19 protein-coding genes and 1 pseudogene are annotated in these 22625 nt (G+C 47.5%); 8 read left to right on the top strand and 12 right to left on the bottom strand.

Features of this window, described 5'->3' with window-relative positions; all coding sequences use genetic code 11:
* Positions 1-20 precede the first annotated feature (20 nt).
* Together AC5I6P_RS25625 and AC5I6P_RS25620 are read left to right on the top strand one after the other, a co-directional pair.
* Positions 21-152, top strand: a complete 132-nt coding sequence (locus tag AC5I6P_RS25625) for a hypothetical protein (protein WP_495696605.1) — start codon at positions 21-23, stop codon at positions 150-152.
* Positions 153-430: 278 nt separating this feature from the next.
* The gene (locus AC5I6P_RS25620; RefSeq protein WP_495696604.1) at positions 431-625 is read left to right on the top strand and encodes a hypothetical protein; all 195 of its coding nucleotides are present in this window, start codon (positions 431-433) and stop codon (positions 623-625) included.
* Between the two features lie 171 nt (positions 626-796).
* Here AC5I6P_RS25620 and AC5I6P_RS25615 read toward each other — a convergent pair whose 3' ends face one another.
* The 6 genes from AC5I6P_RS25615 to AC5I6P_RS25590 all read right to left on the bottom strand — a co-directional run bounded on the left by AC5I6P_RS25615 (position 797) and on the right by AC5I6P_RS25590 (position 7553).
* Entirely contained in the window at positions 797-1813 is a 1017-nt protein-coding gene (locus tag AC5I6P_RS25615; RefSeq protein WP_495696603.1) for a hypothetical protein, read from the bottom strand.
* 2 nt (positions 1814-1815) lie between these two features.
* Positions 1816-2442 carry a DnaJ domain-containing protein gene (locus AC5I6P_RS25610; protein WP_495696602.1) on the bottom strand — a complete coding sequence of 209 codons (627 nt, stop codon included), beginning with the start codon at positions 2440-2442 and terminating at the stop codon, positions 1816-1818.
* Between the two features lie 411 nt (positions 2443-2853).
* Entirely contained in the window at positions 2854-3480 is a 627-nt protein-coding gene (locus AC5I6P_RS25605; protein WP_495696601.1) for a DUF3611 family protein, read from the bottom strand.
* Positions 3481-3643: 163 nt separating this feature from the next.
* Positions 3644-4351, bottom strand: coding sequence for a hypothetical protein (locus tag AC5I6P_RS25600; RefSeq protein WP_495696600.1), 708 nt, complete (start codon positions 4349-4351; stop codon positions 3644-3646).
* A gap of 123 nt (positions 4352-4474) precedes the next feature.
* Positions 4475-6772, bottom strand: coding sequence for a CHASE2 domain-containing protein (locus AC5I6P_RS25595; protein ID WP_495696599.1), 2298 nt, complete (start codon positions 6770-6772; stop codon positions 4475-4477).
* Positions 6756-7553, bottom strand: a complete 798-nt coding sequence (locus AC5I6P_RS25590) for a FecR family protein (protein ID WP_495696598.1) — start codon at positions 7551-7553, stop codon at positions 6756-6758. The genes AC5I6P_RS25595 and AC5I6P_RS25590 overlap by 17 nt, the downstream gene beginning before the upstream one ends.
* 449 nt (positions 7554-8002) lie before the next feature.
* Here AC5I6P_RS25590 and AC5I6P_RS25585 point away from each other — a divergent pair, with 449 nt between their 5' ends.
* A complete protein-coding gene (locus AC5I6P_RS25585; protein WP_495696597.1) occupies positions 8003-10006 on the top strand; it encodes an FAD-dependent oxidoreductase in 2004 nt (667 codons plus the stop codon).
* A gap of 134 nt (positions 10007-10140) precedes the next feature.
* Here AC5I6P_RS25585 and ggt read toward each other — a convergent pair whose 3' ends face one another.
* The 3 genes from ggt to AC5I6P_RS25570 form a co-directional block, all read right to left on the bottom strand.
* A complete protein-coding gene (gene ggt / locus AC5I6P_RS25580) occupies positions 10141-11949 on the bottom strand; it encodes a gamma-glutamyltransferase (protein WP_495696596.1) in 1809 nt (602 codons plus the stop codon).
* A 113-nt stretch (positions 11950-12062) separates the two neighbouring features.
* Complete coding sequence (gene cbiB, locus AC5I6P_RS25575; protein ID WP_495696595.1) at positions 12063-13061, bottom strand: adenosylcobinamide-phosphate synthase CbiB; 999 nt, start codon at positions 13059-13061, stop codon at positions 12063-12065.
* 104 nt (positions 13062-13165) lie between these two features.
* Entirely contained in the window at positions 13166-13609 is a 444-nt protein-coding gene (locus AC5I6P_RS25570; protein ID WP_495696594.1) for an Rrf2 family transcriptional regulator, read from the bottom strand.
* Positions 13610-13662: 53 nt separating this feature from the next.
* Here AC5I6P_RS25570 and AC5I6P_RS25565 point away from each other — a divergent pair, with 53 nt between their 5' ends.
* Positions 13663-14022, top strand: coding sequence for a chloride channel protein (locus AC5I6P_RS25565; RefSeq protein ID WP_495696593.1), 360 nt, complete (start codon positions 13663-13665; stop codon positions 14020-14022).
* A gap of 84 nt (positions 14023-14106) precedes the next feature.
* On the opposite strand, the gene AC5I6P_RS25560 is transcribed toward AC5I6P_RS25565, so the two are convergent.
* Positions 14107-14487, bottom strand: coding sequence for a ketosteroid isomerase family protein (locus tag AC5I6P_RS25560; protein ID WP_495696592.1), 381 nt, complete (start codon positions 14485-14487; stop codon positions 14107-14109).
* A gap of 71 nt (positions 14488-14558) precedes the next feature.
* Between AC5I6P_RS25560 and queG the strand changes: the two genes are divergently transcribed.
* Positions 14559-15509 (top strand): tRNA epoxyqueuosine(34) reductase QueG, encoded by a 951-nt coding sequence (queG, locus tag AC5I6P_RS25555; RefSeq protein ID WP_495696591.1) that lies wholly within the window; start codon positions 14559-14561, stop codon positions 15507-15509.
* A 64-nt stretch (positions 15510-15573) separates the two neighbouring features.
* On the opposite strand, the pseudogene AC5I6P_RS25550 reads toward queG, so the two are convergent.
* A pseudogene (locus AC5I6P_RS25550) lies at positions 15574-15891 on the bottom strand (ISNCY-like element ISAtsp9 family transposase); the annotation flags it as partial.
* Between the two features lie 394 nt (positions 15892-16285).
* Positions 16286-16963, bottom strand: coding sequence for a helix-turn-helix transcriptional regulator (locus AC5I6P_RS25545; RefSeq protein ID WP_495696590.1), 678 nt, complete (start codon positions 16961-16963; stop codon positions 16286-16288).
* A gap of 399 nt (positions 16964-17362) precedes the next feature.
* Here AC5I6P_RS25545 and AC5I6P_RS25540 point away from each other — a divergent pair, with 399 nt between their 5' ends.
* The 3 genes from AC5I6P_RS25540 to AC5I6P_RS25530 all read left to right on the top strand — a co-directional run bounded on the left by AC5I6P_RS25540 (position 17363) and on the right by AC5I6P_RS25530 (position 22443).
* Positions 17363-18103 (top strand): sigma-70 family RNA polymerase sigma factor, encoded by a 741-nt coding sequence (locus AC5I6P_RS25540; RefSeq protein WP_495696589.1) that lies wholly within the window; start codon positions 17363-17365, stop codon positions 18101-18103.
* A gap of 101 nt (positions 18104-18204) precedes the next feature.
* Positions 18205-19587: a DUF1822 family protein gene (locus AC5I6P_RS25535; RefSeq protein ID WP_495696588.1), complete on the top strand. Its 1383-nt coding sequence runs from the start codon at positions 18205-18207 to the stop codon at positions 19585-19587.
* A gap of 90 nt (positions 19588-19677) precedes the next feature.
* Positions 19678-22443 (top strand): pentapeptide repeat-containing protein, encoded by a 2766-nt coding sequence (locus tag AC5I6P_RS25530; protein ID WP_495696587.1) that lies wholly within the window; start codon positions 19678-19680, stop codon positions 22441-22443.
* Positions 22444-22625: the final 182 nt, after the last annotated feature.

The following is a 22625-nucleotide window of genomic DNA, read 5'->3' as shown; positions in this document are numbered from 1 at the left end:
GAGGATTAGAGGATGGTGAAGTGGTTAATTGGCTGGCTCTAGTCTTTGCTTGGCAGCAGGCCTTTGGGACGCATCATATCAAAGATAAGGTTGCCTCACCGGAACGACGTGTAGTGGCTAATTTGTTAGTGGTGTGTCGGGTTCAAATTTAATGAGGAATAAAAAATCTGTGTTCGTTTCATCCCTCATAAATTTATGCAGTAATACTTTAGTCTAGCGATCGCGGTTTCTCAGCGATCCAGCATTTTATTTTCTGCACTCTTTCAATAGAAAGAATAATTGGCTGGGTAGATCCACTCCCTCGATAGAGAGATCTACCCGCTCTCTCCTGTATAAGTTTTGATAAGTCAGCAGTCTACTGTTTAGGTCAACGAATGCGATCTCAATGGGCTTGCTAAATCACTAGGGAATGGAAAGGATGAGTACAGGAATGATTTCAAAGCCCAAGTTTAGCCAAGACCAATCGGTGCGCTTTATTGGCGGTAAGGGCAAGGTGAAAGGATTGAATTCGGAGCCGGGTGGCTGGTTGTATATGGTTGAGATGGAGATGGGCCCTGAGCCGGAGATGGGCAGGATTGGGTATGAGACAACAGTTGTGCTGTCTGAGGTGGATTTATTGGCGTAGAGGGCGGCAAACGCTACTGTGACGGCTTGAGTTTGGTTATGGTCATGATCAGCCTCTAGGGGCTGTTTTCTTTTGTCCTAAAAGCAAAACGGATGAAAGATAGAGTGCTCTCATCCGTTATTAATCGGGTTCATAAATTCAATGGGTCGATTGTTTCTTAAAAATCAGCGGCTACGAAACTTTGCTGATGGGAAGGTACAGAACGTGAGGCTTGCGCTGATTGACAGGTTCGGGGCTACCCAAAACTCGCTTCTGAGCTTCTAACCAAATTACAACTTTAGAACTACTAGGGTAATACTGCTGCACAAACTTAATAAAATCATCAATCGTGCAAGGCTTGCCATACCCTCCCATGTATTGATGGAACTGTTCGTGTACTTCACACGTAAGTGTAATTAAATTGTTCTCGATATCTGCAAGATAAGGATAGGCGCTGCGAGAATATAAATGATGGGCAGCGATTTTAAGAGCATTTACTCTGTTTGGCTTCTCTCCTGTAACTTGGCATGTCTTGCGATCGCGCCTCTTTGCTTTATCCATTGCTTTCTGAATTCCCTTATCTCGGTCAACAATCTGACCGACAATATCTTTAACTTGCGGTTGAATCACTTCGCCCACATCCGTACACCACTCCTGACGGTTCTTCTTTGTTAGGGACGTCCCTAAGGTTTGGGACAACTTGACAATGCCTGACAGCGAATAGTGCAAGCCGCCTTCATCAATGAATTCGTCGTAATCTTGACCTTGAATAAGCGGTCGCTCGGCACGTTGTGCAGTCTCAGACATTTTGCTGAGGTAACTAGGCTTAGTTCCAAAGATGGCAACTACATCAGATTTTGAGATGAAAAAAATATCGTTTCGTTTAACCAGTGAGGAACAGTTATCTAGAATCTTTTTCCTAACGAATGCTCTACGAACTTCGCGCTTGGTATGCGAGAACCACTCTTTGATTACATCCCAAAAACCTGGCTTTCGCGTTGCATCCAAATAACGAGCAATTGTGTAAGCTCCCGATGTGGTGTACTCGCGCAATCCATTTCCAGCGACAACTTTGTAGTCTTTTCCTTCAAGCAGTTCCCATTCATCGTCTGGAATGGCATCAAAAAATTGTTCAATCGTAATCAGATCTTGAGAGCTAATCTTTAGGGTGTTGACTAGTTCTTTGGATGTAATATAATGCTCTGCCATTCTTAAAATCTCTCAGTCAAACTTTTGTAGAAAATAGTCAAACGGTTAAAAACTTCGGCATTCCCTGTTTCACTGTTATCGGGGTGGTAGATCTTGCTTAATGATCGGTAAGCAGATTTCACATCTTCTGTTGAAGCAGTTTTACGATCGAGTCCAAATGCTCGCCAAGGCAAATCATATTTAAAGATATTGATGCCGTTGATGCATCCCGCGCCTGTTTCGTTGTCTTCCTCAGGTAAAACTCCAACGAACTTGCGATACAAGGCTTCCCAGCCGTCTTTTTTGCCAAGCTCAAGCTTGCCCATGCCACTGGTCGCCATCTGGAAAGAGCTAGATTTCTTCAAAGCTGTTGTGTCTTGCTCACCGAAGTGGTCATAGACTGCTGCTTTAAGTTGAGCGAGCGTTAAGGGCTTGATTTTTCCAGGTTTGGGTAGTTTCGGCTTCTTCTTATAATTCTCAATAACAAATTGAGCGAAGTCTTCAAGAATAGCTGAATCTACACCTTGTTCTGAAATACGAGAAATTTCATTCTGTATCAGGTCGTTGAGCAGCACTTTAGTTTTGCTTGGTTGATCGCTTTTGGGTTTCTTAGAGGCTGATGTTTTGTTTTTAGTAGAAGTTTCTGCCATGATGCAAACCTCTGTGATGGATGACTGAATGCCGTAGCACTCGAATTTAGACTTTTCTGCGTTCTGAGTCTTTAGCAGATAAAGAGTCGTATGGAATGAAGCGAAATGTCGTGTCGAAAGTCTAGTACTCGGAGAATACCCTAGCTTAGACAGGGACTAACGTAAAAAAATTACGAACCTATATTCAGTAGGGTAAGAATTACTAGCTTGCTGGCAATGCACAGGTTTTGACTTGCTTTTGACAGTTTCAGCATTACAAAGCTGCCCTACAAACCAAGATACAAACTTTAAACAGGAAGTGCCGTATCAGTACGATGAATTCAACACTGATAGGCGTAAAGTTGCTATAAAGAATAGATTTAAGTATCAATTACAAATCAGCTTTGCGTAATTACACACAAAATTTTAGCGTTAACGATGCTGATTCTCAATCCACTGAAATAGTCCTAATGTACTTGTGGTTGCAACGAAGTTTCCAGCAATCCCATTCATATTTGCGATCGCGACAAGAACATCAAGCGATCGAATGATGCGCGCCGGATCGTAGATCGCCACTCCTTGAGGTTGCGCGATCGCTTTAGACAGCAATAACCCTAGCGTTGCTCCGCCGCCCAAAATCGTAACCAACATTCCAATCAGTCCAGTAATAACGCCGACTCGCAGCACTTGTAGCACTTCCGCTTTCTTAGGATGCACATTCGCGTTCGGATTGCGTAATCGTCGCGCAAATCGCGTCAATCGAAAAGCAAAATAGAGATTTGCAAGCAGCACCACTACCCCACAGGCCGCCCAAAAAATACCAATTCCTAACCCTGGCGTTACTCCTTCCGTTGGAACCCCGCCCGGAACACCTGGAACAGTCGTCTGGCTCACCTGTTGGCTAAAACTTCTGCCCGTGATTGCAAATACTAAGGTCAGGGCAGCAGCAGCCGTTAAAATGAACTGGAGGCAAAAGCTCGCCAGTCCAGCCCATCGAAGAACAGTAGCAATCCGATCGAGTTTGTGTTGGTTGAGGCTAGTTGGGGTTTGGGTTTGCATGAGAACGAAGGGCCACCGGACGACAGAATCTGAACGATTGCCTTTCACAGTAGCTCCAGATCAACTTTGTCAACACGACCGCAAGTAGCAAATTTTAAGTAGCGAATTTTGGTAAACCCATCACTCAGGGCATCACCCATTCGATTCCCAGTTCCCAACAGTTCTAGGAAATCACATCCGGCGGAAGAAAAAGAGAATTGACGAATTCCAAACCAGACGTTTCAAAAAACTCGATGGTCAGATTGCCAACGGCTTGAGTTGTAAACCAATCTACTCCACCGCTAATTGTTGCACCCAAAATCGGAACCGTAACCGCGAATGACCGTTGCAGCAGTTTTTCAGTCATTTTTCTGCCAGACACTTTGCACAGCAGTTCGGCTAAATATTTAGGAGCCTCTTTTGTTGCAACCTGAATTGACGACGTTTTAAGGACATCTACTGCGTTAAATGCAGAGTGTTTCATCATATTGGAGGCTTCGTTCATTGCAAATTCCTTCAGTTCATTTAACGAACCGTTGGCAAGCAGGAGAAAAACGGCGGTTTTGAGGTCAGTATTGTAAGGCGTATACCCATAAACGGATGCGATCGCTTTAATCATAAAATCCTGCGTCTTCCACGTTCTCACGAGATCTAGGGGCAACGTGAACGGCAACGCACCAGTTCCCATTAAGCCTGTTGCAGCGCCTAACCAACCGTTATTAAACGCTTGCTCCTCAACAATCTTTTGGGCAATTTCTTTGCGATCGAGGTGAGAATAGCTGACGCGAAGATTCTCAACGTAGGCTTCAATCGCCTGAGCATCAGAAACTAAAACCCAATCAACAAAAAATTCAAACGTCTTTTCTGCTAAGTTGAGGGATACAACATTCATAAAAATCTGCTCACAAAAATTTATAAACTGAACTTCAGTTCTCTGCATTCTAAATGATTTGCGATTCAGCCCGATTAAGGTTTTTCTAAATGAATAACTGAACGGTTAGAGATCTGCTGCGGGCTACGCTTGACCAAACGGTAACCTCACTGTAAACGTTGTCCTGCCGTCTCCACTATCAACCTGAATCTCTCCATTGAGGCATTCGACCAAGCGTTTAACCAGGGCGAGTCCTAGCCCTGTGCCACCTTGCTTCCACGGGTCAGCTTTCGGCACTCGGTAGAAGCGATCGAAGACCCGGGACAATTCTGCCTTAGGAATCTCAACGCCCGAATTGCACACCGTAATTTCAAATTCTGGATCTACCGCGTCTGCCGTCACCAAAATTTCTCCTTCAGGAGGTGTGTATTTGCAGGCGTTATTCACCAGCTCTACAATCACCCGTTCTAAACTAGAGCGATCGCACTCAACCTCTAGTAGCTCTTCATCGACTCGAACGGTTAACGCCTGCGATCGCGCCTCGGTGCGCTTGTAGAACGGTTCGATTAGCTCTGGAAGCCAGCTTTGTAAATCAAGTCGCTCAGGGCGCAGCACTTGCCCCCCCACTTCTAAACGCTGTAAGTCGAGCAAATCATTGATCAGTTCTGTTTCGCGCGTGCATTCGTTGTCGAGAATTTGTAAATAGTGATCGCGCTGAGTCTCCGTTCCCACCATTTTGAGGAGTTGAATGGCCATTTTCATGTTGGTCAAGGGCGTCCGCAACTCGTGAGACACCGTACTCAAAAAGTCGTCTTTGAGTTGGCTCATCTGATGCAGTTCATCAATTTGCTGATCTAAACTCGCCTCGATCTTTTTGCGATCGCTAATGTCTTCGAGCAAAATGAGAATGCCATCTAATTGAAAATCGCTCTCCGTTTTCTCAAACGAACGAGACTGATAGGATAACGGCTCTAGCTGCAAACGGTACCAGCGCGCGCCGAGCAACTGCTCTTTCGGTCGAGCAGGATGTTCAGATTGCAATGCGGCTAAGGCGTCTTGCCACTCACTTTTGCTCAACCAGTGGGGCACTAGCTCAAATTCTAATCGACTGCCGATCTCGAGTTTCAGCAGATTGGTGGCGGTAGGATTGCAAAACCAAACCAGCCCATCGAAATCAGCGGCAGCAAGCCCCATTGAAAGACTGCGTGCGATCGCAGCTTGGGTCGATTGCGATCGCCCAAATCGCTCAGCAAGGGCAGCTAGCTGAATCACGCGTTGCATTGAGGCAAGCGAGTTGGGCGGCAGCGACTGCGGCTCCCTAAACGTGGTCGGGCTAATCACAAGGTCAGACTCGTAGCGTTGCCACAGTTGCCGCACCTGCTGCTGCAAAATCGAATTCATGCGCAACCGCTCGGTCAACGCGACCAATATTGTCGTTGAAACAATCAGCCCAATCGGAAACGCAACTGGAATCAGAACATTAAATTTCAGTAAGAGTAAGCTCGCTCCCCCCCAACCTAGAGAACTGCCTAGGGCAATTAACGCTTGAATCTCCGACCGCCAAAAACTGAGAATCAAGCTTAGCCCTGGGCCTCCTAACAGCAGCAGCAGCCAGACAGGCTCCACAGGATGCAGCGCATTGTTTTGCAATACATTGTGAATCAGGGTGGCTTGCAGATGCACCCCGCTCGCAGGCGGATTGAGATTAAACGGAGTCCGCGCTGGATCGAGACCCGAAGCAGTTGCGCCGACCAGCACAATTTTGTTCCGAAAGGCACTATCGCCCACCAAGCCTTGCACCACGTCTGCAAAGGAATGACGATGAATGCGTTTGACCGAGCCTGCCCAATTGAGCCAAATCGGTCGGGTTAAATCTACGTGTGGAACAGGAGCTTGAGTCAGTGAGTAGCTATTGGTCGCAACTAGCCCAAAGGCAAGATTGGTTTGAAACTGAGGCTGGAGTTTTCGCACAATCCCATCCGAATCCATACTGGCTCGGATATGACCACTACCGAAAGCGGCATCTTGCAGTTGGGGTACGGGAAGCAGTGGAAACTCGCTTTGCTCGTCGGCTTGGGCCAGCACGACTCGCCTCGATCGGGCGATCGCTTGCGCTAAAATCGCGTCGTCTGGTGTTGTCTCAGAGAATAAAACATCGATCGCAATAACACCTGCTCCTGCTTTAGTTAAGCGATCGATGAGTTGAGCATAATATTTTCGCGAAAACGGAAATTGCTCTAACCGTTTAACGCTAGCATCATCGATCGCGACTAGCACCAAGCGATCATCCCAGGCAACTTCACCCCGCGCCTGAAATAGGGCCGTGTACGCCAGCTGTTCAGCAGGTTTCACCACTCCTAACTCTAGTAAGGCGGCGATCGTGATCGCCGCGATTCCACCCGGGAGTAAGCGCCATCCGAGTTCACTAAAGCGCCAGTTCATAAGTTTGTGTCTTTCCAAGCGGAGTAGTGACAACGACTTTAAGCTTCAGGAAGGAAGGAGCCAGATAGAGAACCCGGAAAAACCCATTGCGATCAACGGGTTCGGGCACTCCATCGATCGTGACTGTATTGACCGGATCAACCTGACCCACCAGACGCACATTCCGAATGCCTCCACGAGCGATTTGTCGGTCAAATCGGTATGCCAAGCCCGGATCATCTCTTAACGGTACTGGGTTTGTTGGCGCTTCACCTGAAATTGTAAAATTTTGATAGCCGCCTGGAACTCTCACTTCTACTCCTTGCGCGGTGGTGGCGACGGCTCCTTCTAGGGTTGCGATCGCGGTTTTGCCGCTCGGCCCGACGTTGAGTCCAAATTCTGTTCCTCGCACGCCACTCAGCCCTGCTGGAGTCCGAATCTCCAACTCCGATTCTCGGTTGGTAAACCTGCGGAGCTTGAGGCGAACCTGCCCTTGCAGGACATCGAGCCGCGTAATCCGTCCATTGTTTGGGGTTATTTTGAGTTCTCGCACCCGGAGTGTAGTTTTCTCTAACACCCGAATCGTCCCAAGTCCAGTATCGACCAATAGGGTTGCTGACGAATTCTTACCGGTGGTGATGCTGTCTCCTACAGCAGTTAAGCGATCGCCCACACGGGCAGGGCGAGCCACGTTTTTAGCCGCATAACTCACGTTGCCAGCGACCTGCTGAACTGAAATCCATCGATTCACTCGAACTCGGATACTGTCTTGCTGTGCTGTGCTTTGTGATACAAGCATCATTAACGGTGAGATAACGGCAGCAATAGCGCCGGGTAGAATCCTGCATTTCATAACGCTTTATTGTTGCATATCATCTCACATGTGCCAGAGTAAACAGAGTCAAATTTTACAGTCAAGTTTTTGCCGATCTGAAACAAGTACTTAACCTAATCCGTCACGCTGCTTTCAGGAATGCACTATTTCTATGAATGTAGTCGTTTCATGAATGGACTGGTTGAAAGCTGTAATGCCTCTCAGAGGACGGATTCAGATGGCTCTTGCATTTTTCTACTCAAACTAATATTACCAGTTCTAAAAGTCAAGTTTGAAAGAGGTTGACGACTGCGAACCTTACAGATGGATAGGAGTTATGAAAGTGGGTGCATCTACAAATGATTGGTCTAAAAACGAATAGATTGTGTTAGAAGAATTGAACAAAATCTGCTTGTTTAGCTGTTGAAGTGGGAGTTATGAAGAAAGTATTGACTTTAGGTGCAGTTTCATTGCAAATCAGTGGAGCCTTAATCGCAGGATGGTCAAGCTCAACTGCGGCGGCTCCAGCCCAATTAGCACAAAACGTGACTCCGAAAGCGGTAGATCAAGCTGTTGCCTGTGATGTGCTAGTTGTCGGCGGCGGAATTTCTGGAGTGGCCGCGAGTTATGAAGCGCTAAAAGCGGGGCGAACGGTTTGTTTAACTGAGATTACGGATTGGATTGGCGGACAGCTAACCGCTCAAGGAACCTCTGCCCTCGACGAAAAGCCGACTCAGCGATCGCAGCTTTATTTTCCACAAGGCTACACTGAACTACGGCAGCGCATTCTTGCTCAAAATAACAACAAAAATCCCGGCAGTTGTTGGGTAAGTTTGGTGTGTTTTTTGCCGAAGGAGGGGCACGAGATTCTACAATCTCTCTTGAAAGAAGCTGAAAAGCAAGGCAAAGGAAAGCTTTATCTTTTCCCCAATACGGCGGTCAAATCGCTACAAATTGAAGGGAGCCAGATTCAGTCGGTGCGGGGCATCCAACACAGTCCAGCCGCAGGCGCACCACCGTTAAATACATATCCGTTGTCTCGCACGATTGAAGATAGCTATCGCGAAGCGGACTCTGAGCTATTTAAGAAGAAAATTGTCCGGTTTACGCCGCCTGCATCGGGCAAATGGTCTGTGGTTGAAGCGACCGAAACAGGAGAATTATTAGCCTTAGCGGATCTGCCCTACCAAGTGGGAGTGGATGCGCGATCGTATCGCAATCCGTCGTCGTCGAGCGAGACGGGCAATCCTTACTGCGCTCAGGCGTTGACTTACACGTTTGCAATGGAAGCAACCAAAACTCCGCAAACCGCTCAGCCGCCGGATTTTTATGCTCAATACGAGAAGTCCTATAGTTTCAACGACGAGCGTTACGCTCAGTCGCCCGAACTTGTGTTCACCTATCGTCGCATCGCTAGCCAAAAGCCAAATTCGGGATCTAAAACGGTGCTCCCCGGCGATATCTCGATGCAGAACTGGAGTTGGGGCAACGACTATGCTCCCGGAACCTCGGCAGATAACTATTTGCTGACTCGTGAACAACTGCGTTCAACCGGACAACTTGAACCGGATGGCTGGCTGGGTGGCTACCGGGTCAGCACGCTCAAAGGAGCAGAAGAACAAGCGATCGGCTTTTTCCATTGGTTCCATTCCGGCACGTCCGATGCCAAGCAGCCGATCAAGAAGCCCTATCCCAACATTCGCTATCTTCAAGGCTTCGATTCTCCGATGGGAACGGCGCACGGATTATCGAAATATCCTTACCTGCGCGAGTCTCGTCGGTTAGTCGGTCGCTATGCCTATGGCTATCCCAACGGATTTTTAGTGGATGAAGTCGCGATGTCGCGCAAGAACTTTAAAGATCGGTACTACACTGAAACCTTGTCGCCAGAAGCCTACCGAAATTTAGCCGCCTCGATCGCGGGATTGCGCACTATTGATGTGATTCGCGGCAAGCTTGAGCCGCAGCAGGTCGAAACTCGGGGGCGATCGCACATCTATCCCGATAGTGTGGGCATTGGTCATTACAATCTGGACTTCCACCCCTGCATGGTCGAGTCGCCGCCCGAAAAACCGGGCAATCAGGAGCGTCCTGGAGAACGGCAAGGAGCCGGTGAAGCGTTTCCGTTTCAGATTCCGTTGCGATCGATGATTCCGCCGAAGATCGATAATTTACTTGTGACCGGAAAAAGTATGGCGATGAGTCACATTAGCGCCTCGGCGTACCGAGTTCACGCGATCGAATGGTCGATGGGTGCGGCAGCAGGAACAACAGCCGCCTATTCATTAGAAACGGGAATCATGCCGTATCAGTTAGTGGAAAACTTACCGAGAGCAAATCCTAAGTTAGAGGAATTGCAAAAACGGTTAAACGCGAATGGCAATCCGACTGCGTTTCCAAACACATCGATTCTGAATACGAATTGGAAGGATTGGAAATAAATCTAGGAATCGGGGTTGGTGATCAATGTTGGAATGTTGGTCATTGATACGTCGTCGCGTAGAGGCGCGACATGTCGCGCCTCTACGCGAATTTCCATCGCCTGCGATCGCGTTGAACCGTACCCCGAAACCTATCAAAATCCTGCGGCGATGCCTTCGCCGCGTGGATCAGCCGCTCCTTCCAACAGTCCATCTGGCTGCACGACGATCGCAGTTGCATTGCCCCAGTTGGGTCGCGATTCGTCAATCTGATGTCCGCGCTGTCGCAGTTCTGCAACGGTCAACGGATCAAATCCCCATTGTTCGATCATTAACTTATCAGGCAACCATTGATGATGAATACGGGGGGCGGCAACGGCTTTTTCAGCGCTCATGTTGTAGGCTAAAACGTTCAACACCACCTGCAATACGGTTGTGATAATGGTGCTGCCTCCGGGTGCGCCTGCGGTCATTCGCAAGCGCCCATTTTCGGTCACAATGGTTGGCGTCATGCTGGAGAGCGGAATTTTTCCCGGCGCGATCGCATTGGCCTCTCCGCCGACTAACCCAAAGGCATTCGGTGTATTCGGCGCACTTGCAAAGTCATCCATTTCATTGTTCAGCAGGATTCCGGTTCCTTTTGCCACCACTCCTGCCCCAAATCGAAGATTCACAGTGAACGTCAAACTCACAGAATTGCGATCGCGATCGACAACGGTCAAATGGCTCGTCTCGTTCGACTCGCGAGACAACTGCTGGATTAGTTTTGGATCACCCGCTTTGACTTGACTCGATGGAGTTGCTGTTTTAGGGTTAATTTCTTGCCGCCGAAGTTGGGCGTATTTTGGACTCGTCAACGCTGCAACGGGCACTTTGACAAATGCTGGATCACCTAAATAAGTCGCGCGATCGGCATAGGCAATTCGCATCGATTCTGTCAACAAATGCAATGTATCGGGACTATGCCACCCCAATGTTTTGAGATCAGTTGTTCCAATCAGATTGAGCATCTCAAGTAAATGCACTCCACCGGATGAAGGCGGCGGCATCGAACATACTCTTGCTTTGAGGAAATTGCCGCACACCGGATTTCGCCACGTCGGACGATATTGCTTCAGATCATCGAGCGTAATTAACCCACCGTTGACCGTCATATCCTGCGCGATCGCAGTCGCCGTCTTGCCTGTGTAGAAACTATTGGGATTTTCGGAGAGCGATCGTAACGTTGCCGCTAACTCTTTTTGCACCAAAAGTTCGCCAACTTGCAGCGGCTTTCCGTTGCGGGTAAACAGGCGTCGAGCATCCGCATTTTTTCCTAATATTTCTAAGCGCTCTTGTGAAGCCGTGGCTAAAGGCTTGCTGATCGGAAATCCAGTTTCAGCAATCCGAATTGCGGAGGCCATCACGGTCTTCCAAGGCAACTTCCCATAAGTGCGATGGGCTTCATACAGTCCGGCAACGGTTCCTGGTACGCCCACAGCGAGATGTCCGTCAGTGCTGGCCTTTGGACGCACCTTACCTTGAGCATCGAGATACATCGTGCGGCTGGCTTTGAGAGGAGCCTTTTCGCGAAAATCTAGCGCTCTAGTTTCGTTCTTGTTCGCCTGATACACCAACATAAATCCACCGCCGCCAATTCCGGCTGAAAACGGTTCGACAACAGAGATTGCAAATGTTGTGGCAACAGCCGCATCCACGGCATTTCCTCCTTGTTGCAGCATGGCAAGCCCCGCTTGAGAGGCGAGGGGATGGGCAGAGGCAACCATGCCCTTAGAGGCGCGATCGAGGAAGGGATAGGGAGTATTGGATGTAGGAGATGGGGAAGCGGAGGATTGAGCAATATCTCTAGCGTTCCGCTCTGCGCTGATGGCAGCAGTGATGGTTAGGGGATAAAGAATTGCAACAGAAGTTGAAATACTAAGGCAGATAAATTTGGAGAAATGTGAAAAGGCAAGTCGTTTCATAACTGACATCGATGCAGATTTAATGACGATACCATCAACCCATTTCTGTTACTTTGTTTTCGCAAATTTTGTTGTTTTCGCAAATCTTGTGAATGTCTTTTACATCTATTGCCCTATCCGCTGCCAAAGTTGCTCACTATCCCATACCCTACGCTCCATACTCCAAGCCAAATTAGAAAACACCAGCGCGTCAGCCGCAGCGCTGCCCGAATTCGCTCTGGAGTGATCGGGCGAATGGGTTCGCCTAACAAGGGCTTCGGTTTCTCAAGGCCGCGATAGTAGTTAACACCGCCAACTTGTACCTCTAGCGCGGCAGCGTAAACACACTCGCTCCAACCCGAGTTTGGGCTTGGATCTTGAGCCGCATCCCGTTGACATACCTTCCAGACCTGAATAGGTTTACCCGAAAGAAGACCTAATGTAATCACCGTCAATCGGCAGGGAAGCCAGGTTAAAACATCATCTGTTTTGGCACTAAACCAACCGATTTCAGCATAGGGCGCGGTTCGATAACCGACCATCGAATCGAGTGTACTCGCGGCTTTGTACGCGATCGCGAGTCCAACGCTCCCCACTGGAAAAAATGCTCCGACCAATGCATAGAACAACGGAGCCATCACCCCATCAACCGCATTTTCAGCAACGGTTTCAAACACGGCTCGGAGGATTTCGGGTTCTGATAAGGCGTCTGTATCACGTCCGACGTATAATCGCAGCCGCGATCGCGCCGCTTCCAAGTTTCCCTCGGTCAATGGTTTCAGCACATCTTCCGCCGCATGGCGCAAACTGCGCCCGGCAAAGCAACTGGCAAGTAGAACTACTGCGACTGCAATTCCCAATCCTGAATGAATCGAGTGAGCAATCGCAACGATAATTTGTGCGATCGCACTACTTCCAACAATGAGTGCGATCGCCAACCCAACGCCTGCCCCTTTCCGCAGTATTGGGTGTTTAACAAATCGGAAGGCAGTCGTTGTATATTGACCAATGCTCCAACCCATTACCTGTACCGGATGCAGCCATCCCCACGGATCACCAATCAGATAATCCAATACTGCCGCACTCACTAGAACGATCGCTGCATCCTTCAAATCTGCCTCAACCAAACTCATACCAACTCAGCAAATACTTAAATATCGTACAGACGTTTCGCCGAAACATCTCTTCACGATTTCGCACCATATAGCAATCTGCTGCATTGAAAAATAAATTGGCATCACACAATAAAACTAGCTTCTTCCCCTTGGGCAGCTTGCCAGCTTCGCGCATCGTAATATAAATCTTCTAACGAAATGCTGTACAAGGCTTCTTTCATTTTCTGATGCAGTCGATTCCATAGACTAAACGTGACCCAGTCTCCCGCCTGAGCGCTGTCAGGAGTGCGACGCGGCAACGGATCGATTGTCTCGCCCACCGCCTCTAAAATTTGCCCTAGCGAAATGTGAGCAGGCTGCCTTGCCAGTTGATAGCCGCCTTGGACGCCCCGCACGGAGCAGACAAGTCCTGCCCGTCGCATCTCAATCAGCAGTTTTTCTAAGTAAGGTGCAGGAATATCTTGACGCTGCGCGATCGCGCTCACTGGGGCGGGCTGTTGTTGAGGCTGAAAGCATAAGTCAAGCAGTGCCTTAACGCTGTAATGTCCGCGAGTTGTGAGTTTCATAATCGCAATAGCTACGTATTGATATTTTATGATGTGCAACGGCTGGTTGCACCTTGCATTCAAGTTTTCGAGGTGGTTTCATTCTTCCACTATTTTATCTGGGTACAGTGGTTGGGTTTGCGCTCTCATTGAGATTTCCGCAACTCCATCCGACGATTAGTATGATGTGCATGATGGCAGCCGTGACTGTAGCCATTACAAAGACGCCGATTAGTACAACGGTGATTCTCAGCATTTTGTCGAGGACATCAATGGTGCCGGTGATCCTAATTTCGTGTATTGTTAGTTTCTTGCTGACGACTGAATTGTCGTTAACTAAAATGCAGCGATCGCAGAGTGAGCTTCCTTCAGAATCACGCATTTTCACCAGCGAATCGGCCCCCAATCCGTTCCAGCCGAAGTTTAGTGAATAATTCAACACAACAAAAATTCCTCCAGTGCTACGCTCAGAACACCGGAGGAATTTTTGTTATGCGTCCTACGAAGTCTCGCCTAAATTATGGTCGCATCTTCAGCAACTCTTGTGCTGAGGCGACTAGTTTGATGTAAACATCGGTTATTTCTTGTGCTGGATTTAAGTGAAATGTCCAGACAATGTTGACTTTGAATCCTGCGTACTTCGCAAAGCCCGTCACTTCTACCTGCTCGTCTTGAGTGTCAACAGTCTGCGGAGTGGCTTGCATTCCCTTCGCTTCAGTTTGGAGATAATGCGCGATCGCATCTCTGCCCATCACCTCAGTCTTAAACGGCGCGTGCATGATGGCATCAACCGTAAATAGCTCTGCGGTTGCCTCAAATTCACCTGCGTTAAAGGTTTCAAAATACCGTTGAACCGTTTCAATCTCAATACTCGTAGAATCTAAAGTAACGTCACTCATAGTTCATTCTCATTACGCTTCTACAAATTACGAACTACAACGGGCGTATAATCTTCTCTCCCTGGATTGAAATGCACGACTTGACGAACCAAATTAAACAAAAAGCGTTAGAGCTTGGATTTCACAAAGTTGGAATCGTTCAGGTAGAAGATTTTAAGGACGATACAACTGCAACGGCATCTCTGCGATCGTGGCTCGATCAAGGTTACGCCGCAGATATGGCATGGATGGCAAATCCTAAGCGAGAAGATATCTCTCAGGTGATGCCAGAGGTGCGATCGCTGATCTGTGTAGCGCTTAATTACTACACACCTCACGCTCGACAGGAGGGCAAGGAGTACGCCAAAATTTCTCGCTACGGCTGGGGACGAGACTATCATCGCGTGTTGCAAAAGAAACTCAAAGCGTTGGCCTCGTGGCTAGAAACTCAGGGCGATGGGATTGTGGCTCGTTACTATGCGGATACGGGACCTGTGCAAGATAAAGTCTGGGCGCAGCGTGCTGGGATTGGTTGGATTGCGAAGAACGGTAATGTGATTACGCGGGAGTATGGATCATGGGTGTTTTTGGGTGAGGTGCTGACGAATGTGGAGTTAGAGCGCGATTGCCCGCACACTCACCACTGCGGAACCTGTACGCGATGTATAGAAGCTTGTCCTACTGGCGCAATTACTCAACCCTTTGTCGTTGATGCGAATCGATGTATTGCCTATCACACGATTGAGAATCGGTCTGAAACGTTGCCAGATGCGATCGCGCCTCATCTCAACAATTGGGTCGCTGGCTGCGATATCTGTCAGGATGTCTGTCCTTGGAATCAACGCTTTGCCCAAGAAACCGACGTTGCTGACTTCCAGCCTTACCCGTGGAACGTGAATCCGACGTTAGAAGAATTAGCCGAGATTTCTGATGAAGAGTATGAGCGACGATTTCCAGCTTCTGCATTGCGGCGCATCAAACCTGCAATGCTGCGCCGCAATGCTAGCAGCAATTCTCAGTATGGCGATTCAACAGGTGTTTAGCGGGATGTCTATCTCTAGACCTTCTAGCATGAAGGTGAGCAGATGATCCCAACTGTCGAAATATAATGTAACGGGTCAACGCCCGCAAATCATCAAAGAAGGTCTTACGAGTCGGCAAGTGAGACCGCAGCAACTTGTACTTTTGGTTGAGCAACTCTAGCAACGTGTGGAATAGCAGGGACAGGATATTCAAGGTCGCAAGCCGCGAGGAGAGGTGCTGTTTCCCGTGCCCGAAATTGTGTTCCAGGTTGTAGCCTTTGGTCTTAAGCGTGTTGTTATTTTCGTTTTCGACCTTCCATCAGGTACGCCCTGCTAGAACGATCTCTGCTAGGTTTTCATCGCTCAGCAGGTGATTGGTGGCAAGCGAATTCTTATATGTCACCAATTTAGCGATTACAACACTGAGTCAGAACCTCCACCGAAACCATTGATTATTTCGGATTTGGCTCGTTTCTGTGCTGTTGTTCACACTTTAATCAATAGCTAACTTGAAAGGGAATTACCCATGATGGTACTTTGTAAAATAGCCATCTCGGTTGCATATTAGCTTTTAGTAAGGCGGCAGAATTTTTCAGCGTAGTAGATATCCATACATATGTTTAGCTACTTGATAGAGATCGACTTAAAAACGATCTCTATCAAGTAGCTATTCCGCCCTGAACTGAGGTTCAGGGCGAGACAAAATCGCAGCGAAGAAGCTTTAAAACATGCCCTGGTTTCTTACTGCTATTCAACTAGGACACAGCATTATTTGTTCCTCCGCCTAGTGCCGCCAACTATTCAATTCGGCGTTTCGCCAAAATGTTTCTAATGTGTTTTTTAACTGTATGTTCTGTAATGTATAGCTGCGCCGCAATCTCCCTGTAGGATTTCCCCAGCAGGCGAAGTTGCCAGATTTCGCCTTCACGAGGCGTGAGACTATGTTTCTGAATGTCTGTCCTTGCGAGATTTTGTAGTGCCTGACTGCGATCTTCTAATGTTACCAATATATATGACTGAGACGAATGAGAGCTGTGTTTGACTTGGTCAAACATTGAAGCAGCATTGGTAGCATTAATCGTCAGCCACTGCGATCGAATGCGGATGATGGTCGAATTCATCAGCACTTCAGATTCTGGTATGAGTTTTTGATTTGCGAAGAGTTCATTACTTTCAATCAGCGCTTCACAAACACGCCAAATAGCAGCGGAAAAAACAAATGGCTCAAAGTTATCACTGTGATTAAAAGAATGCTTAATCGAATGACTTTGGTTCAATGTAGGGCATAACTGAGCAGCACGATGATTAAACTGAATAACTTCGCCATTGGTTGTCACAACGATAATGCCATCGATAAATCCCTCGATTACGGCTTGTGTAAAAGCTGAGTGGGATAGTGTCGATCCATTCGTGAACTGATGTAAAGAAGAGCGATCGTGTAATTGAAGAGAAGGCAGTTGAGTAGTAGCAAACACTGTTGTTTCCTCTTGAAGTAGGATTAGGCAGAGACTTCCAAAGATTTGCTTTCAAACTGCGATGCGATCACAAGCTGAAAGCTTACATAGAATTAGAACGAGAACCTAACGAGGAATATTCCAGAACTCCAAAAATTACTATTTAGGAAGCTGATCAAGATAGATTAAGAAGAATAAGAACGAAGCACTTTTAGAAAATATTCCAGACTAAGCGGAAAATTTTCTCTAATTTGCAAATGAGTATTCAAGCGCTCAGTCAGGATTCGTTAGAATTTGATTTCGCCTCTGACCCTAAATTCTGTGTAAATTTTTCATTATTTGATACGGAACATTGCAGTGCAGAACTGAATTGATCCTCCATACGTCTACTAGACTGACCGCCCCGCAGGTTAAAGAGCAATGCCTATGATCTCCAAGCCTTCAGCAGATCCTCCAGCCTCAGAACTGCTGCCCTGGTGGGGCAATGCCGAGCGCTCTGCCAGCCTTCAAGAAAATCACCAGCTAGAAAAACTCTTGGTCGATCGTGAACATCGACGACGGGTAGACCGAATTGCACAAAAGCAAACGCGAGGAACATCTATTCCCTGGGAAGAAGCCGCCCAAACCGCTCACCTAAAACTGGTTCGGGTCGTTCGAGCCGGAAAGTTTCAGGGTGAGAATCCCGATGCTTTCTATCGATGGGCAGCAACGGTAGCACGATTTGAAATCATCGATCTCGTCCGCAAGGAAAGCAACCACCGCTGGACTAGTCTCGACCAAACATTTCCGGGAACCGATACTTCATTATTAGAGACGATCTCTGACGATCTTAACTTACTCGATTCCGTTGAGCAGAGTGATTTAGTGCTCAGAACGATCGATGCGATCGCGGTTCTTGATCAACAGTATCCTGATCGGGGCTACCTTAAACTTTGGCAAGGACAAATCGCGGGCAAAAATCAGTCGCAGCTTGCAGCAGAATTAGGGTTAACCCAAAGTACGATTTCAAAGCGTTGGAAGGAATTAACCAAGCGGCTTGCGGAAGCACTAGGACTACTGCAGCCTGAAGCGGTACAGCATACGAAACTGAGTAAATCCTCTAGTGTTGGCTCCCTTGAAAGCTTGCGGAGCGATCGCAAGCGTACATCAACGCAATGGTAAATGGAGCGTGCCTGAAATTATAAAAAATTGAAGAATGAGTCATAGCCTGGCCTAACTTTCCGTTAATACAATTAGATCCATCTCCCCCTCCCGCTGCCCCTATGTATACAGATGTCATACCCGCCATGCTCCAAACCCTAGAACTTCGGCCTCCTAAACCCGGAGAAATCTGGGAATTAAAACGCTCTGTACAAAGTCCCATTGCTTTTTCCGACGACGACAAGCAGCGTCTTTACTCGGAGACCGCTCGATCGTTTCTATCAGGGATGTCTCCTGCTCGGTATATCATGATTGTTCGAGAAGCTGATCCCGATAGTTTAGAGGATCATTGGCAGACGATCGCAGTGATGGTTCTCTCTGAAGAGACCGGCTTTCTCAGCAATGTGGATGTACTGATTCCCAGCCGCGTTTCAGGGCTAGGACACAATCTACTTGCAGAATCTTGGCATGTGTTGCCGATGTTGACCTGTAATTTGTTGCGACCTGTGGGTCATCGCTTATCTCGTCAACAATTTGATCTGTTACTGGATGTAGGAGATTACTATCATGGGTTACGGGAGTGGTGTCCTACTACTATAGAGCTGGAGCAATCGGCACTGACGATTGGTACAGCCCCTCACTCACCAACCTTCCACAACCATGAAACTGCTTGGAGCGATGTGTTGAGTGTGCCGATCGCTGCATATCATACTTATCTCAATGCTACCCGGCGAATCGAAGTAGCAATGCATTCTGCATTGCAGGTCGAGCGGGATCTTACAGAAAATTCTAGAAATATCCTTCCCACTGCTCAGTCTCTAAAAACAGCCCTAAACCAATGGTTACACAACGCGTTTGCATTGGAGTGGCAAGCATTTTCTGATCTTCTCCGTCCTCAGCCGAATTGGGCACTACGCGGTTCAACTGAGGACGCGACAGAAACTGAGCACTTACCCGCTAATATTCACTTAACGCCAGATGAAATCTCTACGTTAGCTGGGCAACTCTCTCAAGCATCCGATGAACACCAGCGGCGGAAAATTGCTAAACGGCTGGGCAACAGCCCAGTGAAAGATCAAGCCGCGATTCGTGCTTTACTCGATCTGTTGCAAAGTACTCAAGATGATGAAACGGTGTGGGCAGCGATCGAGAGCTTATGGAAAATTGATCCAGGAAACTCTGCGGGCGCAGTTAGACGGGTAAAACGACTCGATTTAGGGATGCAAGTTGCCGGACAAGCGGTAGCCTTGGCAGTTGCCTTAGTGCAGAAAATGAATCAAAGAGTTGGTATTCTCCTACAGGTCTATCCGATTGAGAGTGAACCGTATTTGCCAGCCAATCTGAAACTGATTTTGCTCGATGAAGATGGAACTACCCTTCACGAAGTCACTGCCCGACAAGCCGATATTTGTATTCAGCTTAAATTTAGTGCTCACGCGGGTGAGTCATTTAGTGTCAAAGTTGCGCTGAATGATGCCAGCATTACCGAAGATTTTGTCATTTGATTGCGTCGTTTTCCAAGATTCATGACATTTAGCGAATACACACGGCGGCAGATTTTCAGGTAACGGCAACGAGGTGCTTCTATGTCATCAATGGCAGGTCTAAAAAATTCTGGAAAAAGCTTTCGAGGTCGTTCTTTTCAGGGGCGAGATTTAACGGGGGCAGATTTTAGCGGTGCAGATGTTCGGGGGGCAAACTTTCGAGGTGCCATTCTCACAGGCGCAGATTTTAGTCACGCCAGAGCTGGGTTACAACGTCGGTGGATCATAGCTTGGTGGATTGCCTTATTGCTCCTAATGCCTTTACTGGGATTATTATCGGCGCTTGCAGGTCTTTATCTAGGCTATATTACAACACCTGAAATTACTAATCAGTTTACCTTTCTTCCTAGTGCCGTCATATTCGTCGCTCTTGCAGTTCTCGGCGTAGTCATTTTACGCGAAGGATTACTAGCTGGAATTGGCTCGATCGTAACAACTTGCATTGTTGCGATCGCGGTTAGCAGTATTGGTATTGTTGCAATTCCAAATGTTCGTATCATTGACTTCCTAGATACAATTGCGACTGCCATTACAACACTGGTCTCTATCGTGGTTTGTGTTACAGTCGTTTATCCAACTATTTTTACAGTTATTATCCTGCTTACTAATTCGGCGAAGTCAGCGATTGCTAGTGCTGTTTTTGGTGGATTAGTTGGCATTGTAACGCCCACTCAACGCTATGGCAGTTTACTCTCGGTTATGACCTCTAGTATGGGTGTCGGGGTGTTTTTGCTGATTAGCGTTTATATCGCTTGGCGAGCGTTTTGCGAAGACGACAAACATTTGTTTGTCCATCAAGTTGCAACCTCATTTCTTGCCGTTGGAGGCACAAACTTTTCCGACAGCCATTTAGAGAAAACCAATTTTGCACAAGCTGATCTTAGCTATTGCAGTTTCAGAAACGCTCACCTTCAGCAGACCAATCTTCACACTGCCAAACATCTGAATCGAGCCAATGCTGGAAACACTATATTGTGTGATCCGCGCGTTCGTGACTTGCTCGTGACCCATCGAGGAGCAAATAAAGCTTATATCGCGTGCAATTTTAACGGCGCAAATTTAGCAGGCGTGGATTTGACGAATGCGAATTTGACCGGAGCCAATTTGCAACAAGCAACGCTAGAAGGGGCTTGGCTAGAACGATCAAATCTCACCAATACCCAAGCCTTGCAAACTAACTTTAAAGGTGCCACGCTCACGGGAGCCTGCCTGGAAGGATGGAATATCGACAGTACAACCCAGCTAGACGGCGTGATCTGTGATTTTGTCTATCTACTAAATCGATCGCGGGAGCGTCGTCCTAGCAGTGGAGAATTTGCTCCCGGTGAGTTTGCTAAGCTCTTTCAAGAAGTGGTTGATACGATCGATTTAATCTTTCGCAATGGCATCGATTGGAAAGCTTTTTCTAGTTCATTTGAGCAATTGCAAATTGAGAACGAAGGCATTGCGCTTCAGGTCAGAAGCATTGAGAACAAGGGTGATGGAGTAATTGTTGTTCGAGTGAATTCACCACCAGATGCAGATAAACAGAAATTACATGCTGAATTTACTCAAAGCTATCAACTCGCTCTAGAAGCATTAGACGGGAAATATCGCGCGGAATTAAAACAAAAGGATGAACAAATTGACTTCTATCAACAGCAGCAAAAGAATCTAACCGACATTATTCAGCAAATCGTCCGACCTGAACCGCTGAACTTGCCGCAGAAAGCCGGAAAGATCGTCATTCTCAATCTGGGACGAGGAGACTTTAGAACGGGGTTTGCGGTTACGCTGCAGATGGGTGAAGAAGGAGCGTTGCCGTCTATCCAAGTTGCTGCAGAATTGCCTTCTGCGCCGTACCTTCTAGAAGCTTATCAGCAGTGGCAATTAGCGTATCGCAAAAGCCTTAAGGCATCATTTCGATTGGATATTCCAGCGACCCAAATTACGAATATTAGCAATAGCGAGTTTTTCAAGGAGTGTGATGAAGTTGCAGCTCAGTTAAAAACCGGACTGAATCGGTGGTTAAACACGGATGAATTCCGCCCCATCAAAGAACGTATGCTGGAAAAGCTCAGTCCAGCAGAGCCAATTCGGATCATTATTCAAACTGAAAATATCCAGCTTCGTCGGATGCCCTGGATGGTGTGGGATCTCTGCGATCGCTATCCAAAAGCTGAGATCGCCCTAAGTCAGTCTGCCTTTGAAACAGTTGGCAAGAAAAACCGTTTAAACTCGAAGGTGAGAATTTTAGCAATTTTGGGGAACAGCTTAGGAATTGATGTTCAGGCAGATCGCGCTTTACTGCAGCAGCTACCCAATGCAGATGTAACATTTCTGGTAGAACCGAAACGCCAGGATCTCAACGAACAGCTTTGGCAGCAATCTTGGGATATTCTTTTCTTTGCAGGACATAGCGCCAGTCAGCCCGATGCAGAGACCGGCCATCTCTGGATTAACCAGAGCGATCGCTTAACCATTCCTCAAATCAAACATGGTCTTAGGTATGCGATTTCGCATGGATTAAGACTGGCGATCCTGAATTCTTGTGATGGGATTGGGCTGGCAGAGGATTTAACTGATCTGCATATTCCAGAGATGATTGTGATGCGAGAGCCAATTCCCGATCAAGTCGCTCAGATATTTCTCAAAAACTTTCTAACTGCTTTTTCGAGCGGCAAACCGTTCTACCAAGCTGTGCGCGAAGCAAGGGAACGCCTGCAAGGTTTGGAAGGACAGTTCCCCTGTGCAACATGGATTCCAGTGATCTGCCAAAATCCAGCGGAGATTCCACTCACATGGCAAGAGTATGTTCAGGAGGCATTGTCACCTTAACCGAGTATGTTCAAAGTTAAGCATGATAATCCTTGAACATTCAGCGTTTCTCAATATTACGCAACAGATTTCACACAAACGATTTCTTGCCTTTCACACAAGCGATTTCTCACCACTTCTCAAATCGTTGGGGTCGTGTTCTAGACATGGGGACGAGGATCAGGGAGAATAGGACGACTTGA

The sequence above is a fragment of the Myxacorys sp. genome, from assembly GCF_059501405.1.
This window is presented reverse-complemented; position numbering and strand designations above follow the sequence as displayed.